The organism is Pseudoduganella umbonata (assembly GCF_014192225.1).
GTDB lineage: Bacteria > Pseudomonadota > Gammaproteobacteria > Burkholderiales > Burkholderiaceae_D > Rugamonas > Rugamonas umbonata.
This window is the reverse complement of the sequence record NZ_JACHXS010000001.1, coordinates 210,990-224,656: the sequence shown is the minus strand read 5'-3', so window position 1 is coordinate 224,656 and position 13,667 is coordinate 210,990. Positions and strand designations below refer to the sequence as shown.

At 67.6% G+C, this 13,667-nt stretch carries 13 protein-coding genes; 8 read left to right on the top strand and 5 right to left on the bottom strand.

From position 1 onward, the window contains the following. Positions 1 to 13 precede the first annotated feature (13 nt). Together FHS02_RS00970 and FHS02_RS00965 are read left to right on the top strand one after the other, a co-directional pair. Positions 14 to 1,888 (top strand): DUF3857 domain-containing transglutaminase family protein, encoded by a 1,875-nt coding sequence (locus tag FHS02_RS00970; RefSeq protein WP_175424691.1) that lies wholly within the window; start codon positions 14 to 16, stop codon positions 1,886 to 1,888. Next, the gene (locus FHS02_RS00965; RefSeq protein WP_137312382.1) at positions 1,885 to 3,147 is read left to right on the top strand and encodes a TCR/Tet family MFS transporter; all 1,263 of its coding nucleotides are present in this window, start codon (positions 1,885 to 1,887) and stop codon (positions 3,145 to 3,147) included. Before FHS02_RS00970 ends, FHS02_RS00965 begins: the two co-directional genes overlap by 4 nt. A gap of 96 nt (positions 3,148 to 3,243) precedes the next feature. Here FHS02_RS00965 and FHS02_RS00960 read toward each other — a convergent pair whose 3' ends face one another. Beyond that, entirely contained in the window at positions 3,244 to 3,867 is a 624-nt protein-coding gene (locus FHS02_RS00960; protein ID WP_175424690.1) for an SDR family oxidoreductase, read from the bottom strand. A gap of 207 nt (positions 3,868 to 4,074) precedes the next feature. Here FHS02_RS00960 and FHS02_RS00955 point away from each other — a divergent pair, with 207 nt between their 5' ends. Then, positions 4,075 to 5,019, top strand: a complete 945-nt coding sequence (locus FHS02_RS00955) for an AraC family transcriptional regulator (RefSeq protein ID WP_137312380.1) — start codon at positions 4,075 to 4,077, stop codon at positions 5,017 to 5,019. Between the two features lie 39 nt (positions 5,020 to 5,058). Here FHS02_RS00955 and FHS02_RS00950 read toward each other — a convergent pair whose 3' ends face one another. Then, on the bottom strand, positions 5,059 to 7,047 hold the full coding sequence (locus FHS02_RS00950) for a CocE/NonD family hydrolase (protein WP_137312379.1): 1,989 nt from the start codon (positions 7,045 to 7,047) through the stop codon (positions 5,059 to 5,061). 151 nt (positions 7,048 to 7,198) lie between these two features. Between FHS02_RS00950 and FHS02_RS00945 the strand changes: the two genes are divergently transcribed. The 3 genes from FHS02_RS00945 to FHS02_RS00935 all read left to right on the top strand — a co-directional run bounded on the left by FHS02_RS00945 (position 7,199) and on the right by FHS02_RS00935 (position 9,204). Beyond that, positions 7,199 to 7,657, top strand: coding sequence for a YXWGXW repeat-containing protein (locus tag FHS02_RS00945; protein WP_137312378.1), 459 nt, complete (start codon positions 7,199 to 7,201; stop codon positions 7,655 to 7,657). Positions 7,658 to 7,871: 214 nt separating this feature from the next. Continuing rightward, positions 7,872 to 8,909 (top strand): tryptophan--tRNA ligase, encoded by a 1,038-nt coding sequence (gene trpS / locus FHS02_RS00940; RefSeq protein WP_137312377.1) that lies wholly within the window; start codon positions 7,872 to 7,874, stop codon positions 8,907 to 8,909. A 49-nt stretch (positions 8,910 to 8,958) separates the two neighbouring features. Next, positions 8,959 to 9,204 carry a DUF1294 domain-containing protein gene (locus FHS02_RS00935; RefSeq protein WP_229422496.1) on the top strand — a complete coding sequence of 82 codons (246 nt, stop codon included), beginning with the start codon at positions 8,959 to 8,961 and terminating at the stop codon, positions 9,202 to 9,204. A gap of 71 nt (positions 9,205 to 9,275) precedes the next feature. Here the strand turns inward: FHS02_RS00935 and FHS02_RS00930 are convergent, their stop codons facing one another. Then, positions 9,276 to 10,628: an erythromycin esterase family protein gene (locus tag FHS02_RS00930; protein WP_137312375.1), complete on the bottom strand. Its 1,353-nt coding sequence runs from the start codon at positions 10,626 to 10,628 to the stop codon at positions 9,276 to 9,278. 83 nt (positions 10,629 to 10,711) lie between these two features. Between FHS02_RS00930 and FHS02_RS00925 the strand changes: the two genes are divergently transcribed. Then, on the top strand, positions 10,712 to 11,665 hold the full coding sequence (locus FHS02_RS00925) for a DMT family transporter (protein ID WP_137312374.1): 954 nt from the start codon (positions 10,712 to 10,714) through the stop codon (positions 11,663 to 11,665). Here the strand turns inward: FHS02_RS00925 and FHS02_RS00920 are convergent. Together FHS02_RS00920 and FHS02_RS00915 are read right to left on the bottom strand one after the other, a co-directional pair. After that, a complete protein-coding gene (locus FHS02_RS00920) occupies positions 11,652 to 12,278 on the bottom strand; it encodes an FMN-binding negative transcriptional regulator (protein WP_137312373.1) in 627 nt (208 codons plus the stop codon). The genes FHS02_RS00925 and FHS02_RS00920 overlap by 14 nt on opposite strands. Before the next feature lie 126 nt (positions 12,279 to 12,404). Continuing rightward, positions 12,405 to 13,013, bottom strand: a complete 609-nt coding sequence (locus FHS02_RS00915; RefSeq protein WP_137312372.1) for an LON peptidase substrate-binding domain-containing protein — start codon at positions 13,011 to 13,013, stop codon at positions 12,405 to 12,407. Between the two features lie 152 nt (positions 13,014 to 13,165). Here FHS02_RS00915 and FHS02_RS00910 point away from each other — a divergent pair, with 152 nt between their 5' ends. Continuing rightward, the gene (locus FHS02_RS00910) at positions 13,166 to 13,552 is read left to right on the top strand and encodes a VOC family protein (RefSeq protein WP_137312371.1); all 387 of its coding nucleotides are present in this window, start codon (positions 13,166 to 13,168) and stop codon (positions 13,550 to 13,552) included. The last annotated feature ends 115 nt before the right edge of the window (positions 13,553 to 13,667 follow it).

Below are 13,667 nucleotides of genomic sequence, written 5' to 3'. Positions count from 1 at the left end.
AGTCTCCCGGGCATTGTCGGCCACCCTGCTTTGCGTGGCCACCCAGGCCGCCTGGGCCGATGGCGAAGGCCACGTGCGCGCGCTGCGCGAACGCACCGACATCGTCATCCGCGCCGACCACACGATGGAGCAGACCGTCGACTACACGTGGCGAGCCGTGGATGCCACGGGCGCCGGCTCGCTCGGCCAGCAATACGTGAACTGGGACTCGCGGCGGCAGACGCTCGAACTGCTGGCCGCGGAAACGATACCCGCCAGCGGCGCGCCGATTCCGGTCGACGCGGCGGCGATCCAGGTGCAGGACGGCATCCTGGGCGGCGTGTCGTTCCCGGAGAAAAAGCTGCTGCAGGTGACGTTCCCGCAACTGGCCGCGGGCGACGCGATCCGCCTGCGCTACCGCCTCGTGCAGAAGGTGCCCGAACTGCCGGGCGGCATGTCGCATGTGATGTTCCTGCAAAACGACGTGATCCGCGACGACAGCGAAGTCACCGTGCGCTATGCACGGGCGCTGCCATTGAAGATCGCCCAGTACGGCCTGGCGCAGCAGCCCGAAGCCATCGATGGCGCGGACGGCGTGCTGCGCTGGCGCTACCGCAGCACGGACACCGGCACGCCCGAGCCGAACGCCGCCAACGGCTGGCGCCGCACGCCGCACCTGATGCTGTCCACCTTCAAGGACTGGCAGTCGATCGCCGACGCCTACGAGCGGGGTGCCGCGCCGAAGGCGGCCGTCACGCCGGCCATCCGCGCGCTGGCCGACGACGTGGCGGGCCGCGCCAAGGACCAGCGCGAGCAGGCGCGCCTGCTGTACGACTGGGTGCGTGCCAACGTGCGCTACGTGGCCAGCTATGTCGGCGACGGCGGCTGGGTACCCAACGATGCCGGCACCGTGCTGCAGCGCCGCTACGGCGATTGCAAGGATCACGTGGCGCTGCTCGAAGCACTGCTGGCCGCGCGCGGCATCGCCGCATCGCCCGTGCTGCTGCGCGCCGACGCGGAGAACTTCACGCTGCCCGAGATTCCCGTGATGTGGTTCGACCACGCGATCAGCTACCTGCCCGCGCTGGATGTCTTCCTCGATTCCACCGACGATGCGATGCCGTTCGGGCTGCTGCCGGACAACGATGCGGGCAAGCCCGCGCTGGCCACGCGGCTGGCCCCGGCGCTGCGCAGCACGCCGCTGCCCGATCCCGCCAGCTACCGTGTCGAGCGCAAGGTCACGCTGAAGGTTGCGCTGGACGGTTCGGCTGAACGCACGACCGACATCATCGGCCATGGCCGCAATGCGGTGGCGGTGCGCCAGTTCATCGACAGCGTGGGCGCCGCCGGCACGGCCGACTGGGTGCGGCGCACGATGGCATCGAACGGCTACGAAGGCGACGGCAGCGTGGAACCGCTGCCGCAGCCGAAGTCGGGATCGGAGCCGGACATGCTGGGCGTGCGCTACACCGAACGGATCCGCAACTATGTCAGCCAGCCGGAGGCCGGCGTGCTGTCGTTCCTGCCGGGGATGAACGGGCCGGTACCGCTGGCCGGTTTCGCCGGCCGTTTCGCCGACCGCGAACGCCGCTACGATGCCCGCTGCGAACCGTTCGCGGTGGAGGACAGCATGACGATCGAACTGCCCGCCGCGATGCAGGTGCTGTACGTGCCGAAGAACCTGTCGATCAGCCAGGACGGCCTGGATTACCAGGCCACCTATTCGCGCGACGGCATGCGCTACCACCTGGCCCGGCGCGTGGTGGCCGGCAACCCGCGCGGCTGGTGCACGCCGCAGGAATACCAGGCGCTGCGCCCGGCGATGAACCGCATCAGCCGCGCGATGCATGGCCGGCTGGTGTTCGTGCTGAACGATACCGACGTGGCGGCCGCCGCGGCGCAGCCATGAAGGACGAGGCCGCGACCGGCGCTGCCACGCCGGCCACGCCGGCCAATCCGGCGGCGCCCGTCAACCTGAATTTTGCCCTGCTGTGCGTGTTCATCGACATGCTGGGCGTGGGCCTGATCATTCCCGTGCTGCCGGTGCTGGTGGGCGAATTCGTCGGCGCGCGCGAGGAACAGTCGCTGTGGTACGGCGTGCTGGGCGCCACGTTCGGGCTGATGCAGTTCGTCTTCATGCCGATGCTGGGCGCATTCAGCGACAAGGTCGGGCGCCGCCCCGTGCTGCTGTATTCGATGGTGGGCATGTCGCTGAACTTCCTCGTTACCGCGTTCGCCCCCAGCCTGGCGTGGCTGCTGGTCGGGCGCGTGATCGGCGGCATGTCGGCGGCCAGCATGTCGGTGGCGTCGGCATATGCATCGGACATATCGACGCCGGACAATCGTGCGAAGAGCTTCGGCAAGATCGGCGCCGCGTTCGGCATGGGTTTCATCGCCGGGCCGATGCTGGGCGGCGTGCTGGGCGGCATCGACCTGCACCTGCCGTTCTACGTGGCGGCCGGCATGTCGGCGGCCAATTTCATCTATGGCTGGTTCTTCCTGCCCGAATCGCTGCCGCCGGAACGGCGCGGGGCCTTCCCGCTGCACAAGCTCAATCCGCTGGGCGGCCTGATCAAGCTGTGGCAACGCCGCGCCACGCGCGGCCTGGTGGTCGTGTTCGCGCTGGTGGCGCTGGCGCAGACCATGCTGCACACGACGTGGGTGCTGTACACCACCTTCCGCTTCGGCTGGTCGACCACGCAGAACGGCATCGCCCTGTTCTGCGTGGGTGTCGCTTCGGTGATCGTGCAGGCCGGCCTGCTCGGCGTGTTCATGAAGCGCCTGGGCGAAGTGCGGCTGTCGCTGCTGGGGCTCTGCTCGGGCGCCCTGACCTACCTGCTGTATGGCCTGGCCACGCAGGGCTGGATGATGTACGTGCTGATACTGTGCAACCTGCTGGCCTTCGCTGCCGGACCGGCACTGCAGGGCATCATCTCGAAGGCCACGCCGGCCACCGAACAGGGCGAGCTGATGGGATCGCTGCACGCGATCAACAGCGTCGGCATCGTCATCATGCCGCTGATCGGCGGCTTCCTGCTGGCCAAGGTGAGCCATTTGCCGCCGTCGGACTGGCGCATCGGCGTCACCTTCTTCGTCAGCGCGGCGATGCAGGCGGCGGCGATCCTGGTGGCGCGGCGCTGGTTCCGGGACCATCACCACACGCTGTAGCGAAGCCCTCCGTCACGCGCAGGCGTGTGCGTCGTATGCATCCCGCACAGGCATGCGTGTCGTATGCATCGTGCGCAGGCGTGCGTGTCGTATGCGTCACGCGCAGGCGTGCGCGTCATGGACGTCATGCGCCAGCGCCGCGCCGATGGCCTCGGCCACGGCCTGGGCGCCGCCCGGCAGGTCCGGCGCGATGACGGAGACAGCGATGTCCGGCTCTTCCTGCCGCAAGGCTTCCGCGATCGCCTGCAGCGCCCGCGCCGACGCGCCCTGCACCGCATGCGCCGGGCCGATGCCGGCGCCCGATGCCAGGGCGACGACGTGGCCGGCGCCGGCCCGCTGCATCAGCGGCAGCACGGCCGCGATCGCGTACAGCGCGCCGCGCACGTTGACGTCGAGCATGCGGTCCCACTCCAGCAGTTTCAGCGCGTCGAGCCGCGACGGCGCCGCCACGCCGGCGGCATTGACCAGCGCGTCGATGCGGCCATGCCGGTGGAATGCACCCAGCACGAAGGTCTGCGCATCGTCGGGATCGGTGACGTCGAGCACGTGGCATTCGACGCTGCCGCCGGCGGCGCGGATCTCGGCGGCCAGCAGTACCAGCCGCTCGATGCGCCGCGCGCCCAGCACCACGTGGTGGCCCTGCGCGGCCAGGGTGCGCGCCGTGGCCGCGCCGATACGGCCGGTGGCCCCGGTGACGAGGATGATTTGTGGTTCGGCCATGTGCCCTCCTTCAATGGTCGATAGCGATGTTGCGTACGACGTTGCCAACGATGCTGCCAACGATTTGCTTGCGATGTTGCCAAGTCTACGGTCGGTTGCGCGGGCCGGGTTGCGTGAAGGTTTCGAATCATTGCCTGATCCTACAGCGGCGGCCAGTTCACGGCGTTTGGACGGCATAATTACTGCCTGAAACGACAGGAGGCGGGAATGACGACGGTGCAACGGCAGGCACGGATGGTGGAACTGATGGGCGTGCTCGCGCCGGACGAAGGCTACACGCTGTGCGGCCTGCCCGGTGTGAAGTTCATGCGCGCCAACTCGGTGCGCCCGCGCGGCAAGGCGCTGTACGAGCCGTGCATCGTCATCGTCTGCCAGGGGCACAAGCGCGGCTACCTGGGCGGCGAGGCCTTCGATTACCATGCCCAGCAGTTCCTGGTGCTGGCGGTGCCCTTGCCCTTCGAAGGCGAGACCGTGCGCGCCACCGAGGCCGAGCCGATGCTGGCGATCTCGATCCCGATCGACCTGCAACTGGCGGCCGAACTGGCGCTCGCCGTCGACGACGCACAGGCGGGCATCGCGCCACCTGCCGCGCCGCGCAGCATGATGGCCTCGAAACTGGACGACGCGCTGGGCGATGCCGTGCTGCGCCTGCTGCAGGCGCTGACCTCGCCGGTGGAAACGCGGCTGCTGGGCCCTGGCATCCTGCGCGAGATCCTGTTCCGCGTGCTGACCGGCGAACAGGGCGGCGCACTGCGCGCCGGCCTGGCCCACCAGACGCAGTTCGCCAAGATCGGCAAGGCACTGCGGCGCATCCACGCCGATTACCACCGGCAGATCGACGTGGCCACGCTGGCCCGCGAAGCCGGCATGAGCCAGGCCGCCTTCCACGCCGGCTTCAAGGCGGTCACGCTGACATCGCCGATCCAGTACCTGAAGACGACGCGGCTGCACAAGGCGCGGCTGCTGATGGTGCAGGACGGCCTGACCGCGGCCACCGCCTGCGGGCGGGTCGGCTACGAAAGCACGTCGCAGTTCTCGCGCGAGTTCAAGCGCTTCTTCGGGCGCACGCCGGTCGAGGAAGCGCGCGAGATGCGCAGCCTGCTGGCCCAGGCGCCGGGCGGGCGGCCATCCCCCTACGTCAGCGCGCCTTAGGCCTCCCGCCCATGGGCACCGGGCGCGTGGCTTTGGTGCTCAGCGCGCGGCCGGCACGACCGGCAGCTCGATGGCGCTCGGCAGTGCCGGCGTGCGGTGGATGCGCTGGGTGGCCTTGACGTAGTCCGCCGGCTGCGCGTAGAAAATGTTGGGCACGTAGCGCTGCGGATTGCGGTCGTACAGCGGGAACCAGCTGGACTGGATCTGCACCATCAGCCGGTGGCCGGGCTGGATCACGTGGTTCACGTTCGGCAGCGCGAAGCGGTAGCGCTCCGGCTTGCCGGGCACGATGGCGGCCGGCGCTTCCAGGCTGTCGCGGTAGCGGCCGCGGAAGATCTCCATCGCCAGCGGCAGCTGGTAGCCGCCCAGTTCCGGCTGCGACGGCACCTCGTCCGGATAGACGTCGATCACCTTGACGACCCAGTCGGCATCGGTACCGGAGGTCGACGCGAACAGGTTCACCACCGGCGCGCCGGCCAGTTGCAGCGGCGCCGCCAGCGGTTCGGACACGTAGCTCAGCACGTCCGGACGGTCGGCAACGAAGCGCTGGTCGCTGACCAGCCATGGCCGCCATACCGCCGGATCGCCCATCCGCACGGGGCGCGGCACGAACGGCACCGGTTTCGCCGGATCGGCCACGTATTCGTCGTAGTCGCCGCCAACCTGCGCGTCACCTTGCGCATCCCCGGCGGGTGCCGAGAAGGACAGCCTGAAACCGTCGCGCAGATAGACGGCTTGCGTGGGCGCCGGGCAGCCGCCGGCGCAGGCGAGCGGCCAGTGCTGCAGCCGCTGCCAGCGGTTGCTGCCGGTCTGGTACGACAGCACCGGCGGCATATCGGCACGCGGCGCGCCCTCCTTCAGGTGCTGGTCGAAGAACGGCTGCAGTACGTCGCGCCGGAATTCGAGCGCCGTGTCGCCGGTGAATTTCAGTGCGCCCAGCGACGAGCCCTCGTAATTGACGCCGCTGTGCCGCCACGGTCCCACCACCAGGTAATTCAGGTCGTTGGCGGTGTCCTTCGGCTCGAGCGCCGCGTACACCGCAAAGGCGCCGTAGCTGTCTTCCTGGTCCCACTGGCCGGTCACCATCATCGTCGGCACCGCCAGCGGGCGCGCACCGAGCAGGCGGTCCAGCGCCTGGTGCTGCCAGTAGCTGTCGTAGGCCGGGTGCTCGAACAGCTTCTTTGTATAGGTCAGCCTGTCCAGGCCGAACTGGCGCGCATAGCCGGCGGCCGAGCCGGCGCGCAGCATGCTGTCGTAATCGTCGTAGACGCCGGTGGCCAGCGGTTCACCGCGCCCGCGCACGGTGGTCTGCGCGTTCACGAACGCCAGCGACGGCATGCGGAACGCGCCGTTGTGGAACCAGTCGTCCCCGCGCCAGCCGTCCACCATCGGACTCATCGGCACCGCCGCCTTCAGTGCCGGGTGCGGATCGGCCAGCGCCATCAGCACCGTGAAGCCTTCGTACGACGAGCCCAGCATGCCGACCCGGCCGTTCGCCTCGGGCACGTTCTTCACCAGCCATTCGATGGTGTCCCAGGCGTCGGTGGCGTGATCGGTCCTTGTGCCGTTCAGCGGGCCGCGCAGGGGGCGCGTCATCACATAATCGCCTTCCGAGCCGTGCTTGCCGCGCACGTCCTGGTAGACGCGGATATAGCCGGCGCGGACGAAGGTTTCATCTCCCTCCGGCAGCGTGGCCAGCATGCTGGGGCTCTTGTTGCGCTGGGCGCGGGCAAAGGCGTTGTACGGCGTGCGGGTCAGCAGCATCGGCGCCTTTCGTCCTGCCTGCGCGCTGTTCGGCACGACGATCACGGTGAACAGCTTGACGCCGTCGCGCATCGGGATCATCGCCGTGCGTTTTACGTAGTCCGCGTCCGGCACCGCCGCCGAGAACTTCGTGCCGATGTCGGGCGCCATCGGCGGTGTCTGCGCCTGCGCGCCGGACAGCAGCAGGGACAACAGCGGGGACAGCAGTGAAGTCAGCAGTGAAGTCAGCAGCGAAGACAGGACGAGGGCTGGGCGCAACGGCATCGGGTTCTCCAGGCGGGAAAGAGTCCGATGGTAACGTGCCGTTTCCATGAAGGCAACGAAACAATTGCTTACAGAGAAGTTGGGAGCGGGCACACTGCCGTTACACCTTGCCGCCAGAATGAAGCCATACGTTCACCACAAGGAGTACATCATGAAGAAACTGCTGATTGCCGCCATGTTCGCCACGTCGCTGGGTTCGATCGCCGCACCGGCCATGGCCGCCACGGAGATCGTCGTCGTGCGCAAGGCGCCGCCGCCGCTGCGCCATGAAGCGGCACCCGCGGCCCGCCACGGCTACGTATGGACGCCAGGCTACTGGAACTGGACCGGCCACCGCCATGCATGGGTGAAGGGCAAGTACGTGAAGGCACGCGCCGGCTATCACTGGAACGCGCCGAGGTGGCAGGAACGCGATGGCCGCTGGCAGTTCGCCCGCGGCGAATGGCAGCGCGGCGACCGCCGGGGCGACAAGGACCGCGATGGCGTACCGAACCGCTACGACCGCGACCGGGACAATGATGGCATCCGGAACCAGCATGACCGCGACCGGGACAACGACGGCGTGGCGAACCGGCATGACGACCGGCCGGACAATCCGCGCCGCCATTGATCGGGCTTGGTGCCTGCCTTGACAGGCAGGCATGAACCTGCAACCATAGCGGGATGACTTTTTCCCAATCGCATCTGTCCGGTCTTTGCTGGTGGCGCCGCTCCCTCGTCGTGCGGCCACACTGAAATGATGTGATGTAACTATCAACGCCGCCTCTGCCAGGGTGGCGTTTTTCATGGCGCATCCGGGCAGGGGCCAACCCCGAAGGAATGCAATGAGCCAGCCTGAAATGTCCGCCCCGGCCCCCGCCGCCTCCCCTGCCGTCATCCTCACCGGCGACCGCCCGACCGGTCCGCTGCACCTGGGCCACTACGTGGGCAGCCTGCGCAGCCGTGTCGGTTACCAGCACGAGTATGAACAGTTCATCATGCTGGCCGACTCGCAGGCGCTGACCGACAACATGGACGACATCGACAAGGTGCGGCGCAACGTCGTCGAAGTGGCGCTGGATTACCTGGCGGTGGGCATCGACCCGGCCAAGTCGACCATCCTGATCCAGTCGCAGATTCCCGAACTGGCCGAGCTGACGTTCTATTACCTGAACATGGTCACCGTGGCGCGCCTGGAGCGCAATCCGACCGTGAAGGCGGAAATCGTGCTGCGCGGCTTCGAGCGCGATATCCCGGCCGGCTTCCTCACCTACCCGGCCTCGCAGGCGGCCGACATTTCGGCCTTCAAGGCGTCGATCGTGCCGGTCGGCGAAGACCAGATTCCGATGATCGAGCAAACCAACGAGATCGTGCGCCGTTTCAACAGGATCGCGAACCGCGACATCCTCGTCGAGTGCAAGGCGCTGGTGCCGGAGATCGGCCGCCTGCCGGGCATCGACGGCAAGGCCAAGATGAGCAAGTCGCTGGGCAACACGATCAACCTGGGCGCTTCGGCCGACGAGATCACCGCCGCCGTGAAGAAGGTGTACACGGACCCGCTGCACCTGCGCGTGCAGGACCCGGGCCACCTGGAAGGCAACGTGGCCTTCATCTACCTGGACGCGTTCGATACCGACAAGGCGGCGCTGGAAGAAATGAAGGCGCACTATGTGCGCGGCGGCCTGGGCGATTCGATCGTCAAGAAGCGCCTCGAAGCGGTGCTGCAGGAAATGCTGGCGCCGATCCGCGCGCGGCGCGAGGAGTTCGCGAAGGACAAGGGCCAGGTCATGCAGATGCTGAAGGAAGGCACCGCGCGCGCCCGCGAAGTGGCGGCACGGACCGCGGACGAAGTGAAGGCCGCGCTGGGCCTGAACTATTTCTGATGCCGCGCTCCTGAACCCGGCACTCGCCATCGCGCTGGCCGGCTGGCATGTGCTGGCCAGCGTGGCCACCTTCCTCGCCTACGCCATCGACAAGCGTGCCGCCCGTTTCGGCCGGCGCCGCACGCCCGAGCGCACGCTGCTGCTGCTCGGGCTGGCCGGCGGCTGGCCCGGCGCGCTGCTGGCGCAGCGGGTGGTGCGGCACAAATCGTCGAAGGCGTCGTTCCAGGCGAAGTACTGGTGCACCGTCGCACTGCACCTCGCCTTGCTCGCCCTGTTGATACTTCAAAACCGGTGACAGACACCAGTTAATCTGAAATGTTTCCGGAAATCCGGTGTCTGTCACCGGTTTTGCTTTTCGCGTTTTTGTCACAGGCCGCTGGGATAGGTCTCCGGCATCTCGTCCTGCTGCCATAATGCCGAGCGCTCCAGCGGCGGCAGCGCGGTGCTGCGGTCGACGTGCACCAGCGCGTCGAACTGCCTTGCCGCGTCGGCGTGGAAGTAGTGGCTGTAGCGCTCCGTGTCGGGACGGTAGATGACGCCGATCGCCCGCTCCAGGTAGCGCGACGGCAGCCGGGCCAGCATGCTGTCGTGGCCGCGTAGCGGCAGCAGGAACTGGCCCATGCCGGTGGCGATCGACGTTTCATGCATCAGCCGCTCCACGCTGTCCGGCCGCGAGGCCACCACCGGCTTCAGTTCCGCCGGGCCGTCCCACTCGGTGGCCGCGGTCACCGTGCCGGTATGGGTCGTGAAGCCGAGCAGGAAGATGTCGTCCGGGCGGTAGCGCTCGCGCACCAGCTGGCCCAGATTCAGCTGGCCATGTTCGCCCATTTCCGTGGCACGCGCATCGCCCAGGTGCGAGTTATGCGCCCACACGACGATCTTGCCGGGTCGCCCGGTGCGCTGGCTGATATGCTCGCGCAGCGCTTCCAGCGTTTCCGCCATGTGCGAATCGCGCACGTTCCACGATTCGTCCCTGCTCTGGAACATCGACCGATAATAGGTTTCGGCGTTGCGGGCCACGCGTGCATTCTGCTGCGCATAAAACAGTTCGTCCGGCACCTGCCCGCCTGTGTCCTTCATGTGCAAGGTGGCCTGGCGCGTCAGCTCCGTCAGCTGGCGCATTACTTCCTGCTCGCAATGCGGCTTCATGCCGAACGTCGTCGCGTAGCCGTACTCCTGCGGGTCCTCGGCCATGTGGTCGATGCAGCCGTAGCGCTGGCGCGCGCGGTCGGCAGCTTCCGGATCCTCCTTGTCCAGGTAGGCGATCACGGCATCCATCGACTGGCGCAGGCTGTACAGGTCGAGCCCGTAGAAGCCGACGCGCCGCACGCTGCTGGCGACGTGCGCGTTATGCAGGCGCAGCCAGTTCACCAGGTCGACGATCTCATGGTTGCGCCACATCCACTGGGGGAAGCGCTTGTAGCCGGACAGGGCCCCCTCGGCCGTCATGTCGTCGCCGCCGTGCTGCACGTAGCGGGATACGCGCAACGCATCCGGCCAGTCCGCTTCGACGGCGATCGCGTCGAAGCCCTTCTCGACGATCAGCCTTTTGCTGATCTCGGCACGCAGCCGGTAGAACTCGCGCGTGCCATGGGTGGCTTCGCCGAGCAGCACGATCGATGCGTCGCCGATCGATTCGAGCAGGTAGTCGAAGTCCTCGCCGGCCGATAAAGGCCGCGCTTCGCCCTTCAGGGCGTCGATGATTTTCCTGTCGGTCATGGTGGTCTCCTGCAGATAGCTGACCTGGCCACGATATCGCACTCTGTGCGACACTGTCGCAGCTTAAAAACTGGAAACAATGGATGTGGACTGGTGTACTGTGCGCGCTGCTGGCCGGTGCGATGTGGGGCATGGTGTTCATCGTGCCGGCGCTGCTGGCGGCCTTCTCGCCGCTGGAACTGGCCCTCGGCCGCTACACGGCGTATGGCGCGATGGCCTTCGCGCTGCTGCTGGCGAAGCTGTCACGGCTGGCGCACCGGCTCGACCGCGGCGATTGCGCCGCGCTGCTGCGGCATGCGCTGGCCGGGAACATCGTGTATTACATGCTGCTGGCCACCGGCGTCAAACTGGCCGGCGTGGCGCCGACATCGCTGATCATCGGCGTGCTGCCGATCACCGTCACGCTGCTGGGGCGGCACGATCACGGCGCCGTCCCGCTGGCCCGGCTGGCGCTACCGCTGGCGGTGGTGGCGGCCGGCATCGCCTGCATCAATGCCGACGTGTTCGCCCATGCCGGGCAAGCCGGGCGGCCGGCATGGCAGATCGCCACCGGCCTGGCCTGCGCGGCCGGCGCGCTGCTGTGCTGGACCTGGTACGCCGTCGACAATGCCCGCTACCTGAAGGCCAATGCCCATTTCAGCAGTGCCGAGTGGTCGGCGCTGTACGGCCTGGCCACCGGCATCATCGCTCTCGTCATCGCCGCGGTGGCGCTGGCGCTGCACCATGGCGATGTGACCGGCGCGGCCGGTGCCGCCACCGGACGCGACTGGGGAATGTTCTGGACCTGCAATGCGCTGCTGGCGCTGGGCGCGTCGGTGATCGGCAACCAGTTGTGGAACATCGCCAGCCGCCGCGTGCCGGTCACGCTGTCCGGCCAGCTGATCCTGTTCGAGACGCTGTTCGCGCTGCTGTACGGTTTTATCTACCGGCAGGCGTGGCCGCGGCCGCTGGAGGCCGCCGCCATCGCGCTGCTGGCCGCCGGCGTGCTGTGGTCGGTGCGCGTGCACGCAGCCGAGGAAGCGATCACGCCCCAGTAGCCTGGCGCACCAGGGCCGCCATGTCCGGCGCGCGCTCCGCCAGCCCCTCGGCCACGCCGGCCCGGTCGGCGGCGCTGCGGTTCTGGCTGACCTTCCACTTCGCCGCGATGTGCGCGATCGGGATTTCGATGCCGACCACGGCGCGCGTCAGTGCCGCCACGAAGTCGGCCGGGGCGTCGTCGAGGCTCCACGGCCGCGGCAGCGCGCCCTCCTGCTCCGCCGTCAGGTCGCGCAGCTGGCGCTGCAGCCACGGCCCGTCATCGGTCACGCGCGCCGTGCCGCGCACCTGCACCATCGCGTAGTTCCAGGTCGGCACCACCTTGTGCGTCTCGGCCTTGCTGGGATACCAGCCAGGACTGACGTACGCCTGCGGCCCCTGGAACAGCAGCAGGCACGCGGCGCCCCCTTCCAGTTCGCGCCACAGCGGATTGGCGCGTGCCACGTGGGCGCGCAGCGTGCCGTGCGGGCCTTCGTCCGGATACAGCAGGAACGGCACGAGATCAGCCGTCAGCGCCGTGCTGCCGGCCACGACCAGCGTGGCGAGCGGATGGGCGCGGATCAGCGCATGCTGGACGGCGAGGCGGTCTTCGGCAAACGAGGCGGGGTTGTACATGGTGGACTCCTGGGAAACAGCCATTGCTCCCAGTGTAGCGGCGCGCGGCACGCGGCCACAGGGCCACGCCGTGGCGCCACGGTGGAGCCACGGAACCCGATGAGGATCGGGCAGCGCGATCGGGCCTCAGTCCATGTAGCCGCTGTCGGCCAGTGTGTCCTGCACCAGTTCCAGGCGGAGCACCGGGTTCTCCTGGGCCAGCAGCAACTGCTTCTGCGGCAGAGTGAGGTCCAGCAATTCGCACCAGCGATTTGCGACCCAGCCGCTTTCATCGAGCCGGTAAGGCGATCCCATCGGCATTTGCGCAGTGGTCACGCCGCGCTCCTGCAGCGAACGGATCAGCGAACCCAGTGCATTGGCCACGTCCTGCTGCTCGGCCGGCACCGGCACCGGCATGTCGTCCGGCAGGCGTTCGATATCCGCCATCCACAGCCCATGCTTCAGCTGCTCGGCCGCCAGCACCCGGAAGCGCTGCGTGCCCAGGCAGGTGATGTGCATCAGCCCGGGCAGCGGCACCGTCCAGTCGACGATGCGCGCCAGCGTGCCGACCGGCGCAAGGGTTTCGTGCTGGCCCGGCTTGCGTACCTCGTCGCCCTCGGCAAGCGCCACGACACCGAATTCCTCCGACGCGGCGATACACCGCTTGATCATGTCCAGATAGCGTACCTCGAACACCTGCAATGCAAGCCGGCCGTCGGGAAACAGCACCGTGTTGAGCGGAAAGAGAGGAATCATGGGGCATCTTTGCATACATCGGGCCGGTGCGGCGCCCACCTCGCTAGCCACCCGACAACTGCAACGTCCACTCCGGGGGCAACGGTCAATGGCGCGCTGTTGCGGACCCAGGCAGGCTACCCTGCCCCACTGGCCAACCAATGGAGGACATCATGCTTGCCAATACCGAAGTGATGGCGACCATCGCCGTGCGCGATATCGCGGCGGCACGTGCGTTTTACGGTGAGGTACTGGGATTGCAGGAAAATCCGGTCGGCGGCGACGCGGAAGGCGAAGTACTGTGTTATCTGAGCGGGAGCTCGCAGATTATGGTGTACCGGTCGGAATATGCCGGTACCAATAAGGCGACTTCAGCGACCTGGACAGTAGCGGATGAAATCGATGAAATCGTCACCGCGCTGAAAGCGAAAGGCGTGGCCTTCGAACATTACGAGATGCCGGGGCTCCGGCTGGAAGGCGACATCCATGTCGGCGAACAGATGAAAGTCGCCTGGTTCAAAGACACGGATGGGAATATTCTGAGCATCGCTGGGAATTGAACAGGTTCGGAGCAAGTTCTGAGCAAGTTCGGAACAGGTTCGGAACACGTTCTCAGCCAGAAACCGCGAGCGCTGCGATAACGCTCCGTGATTTGTGTCTGTCAGGCGACATTCA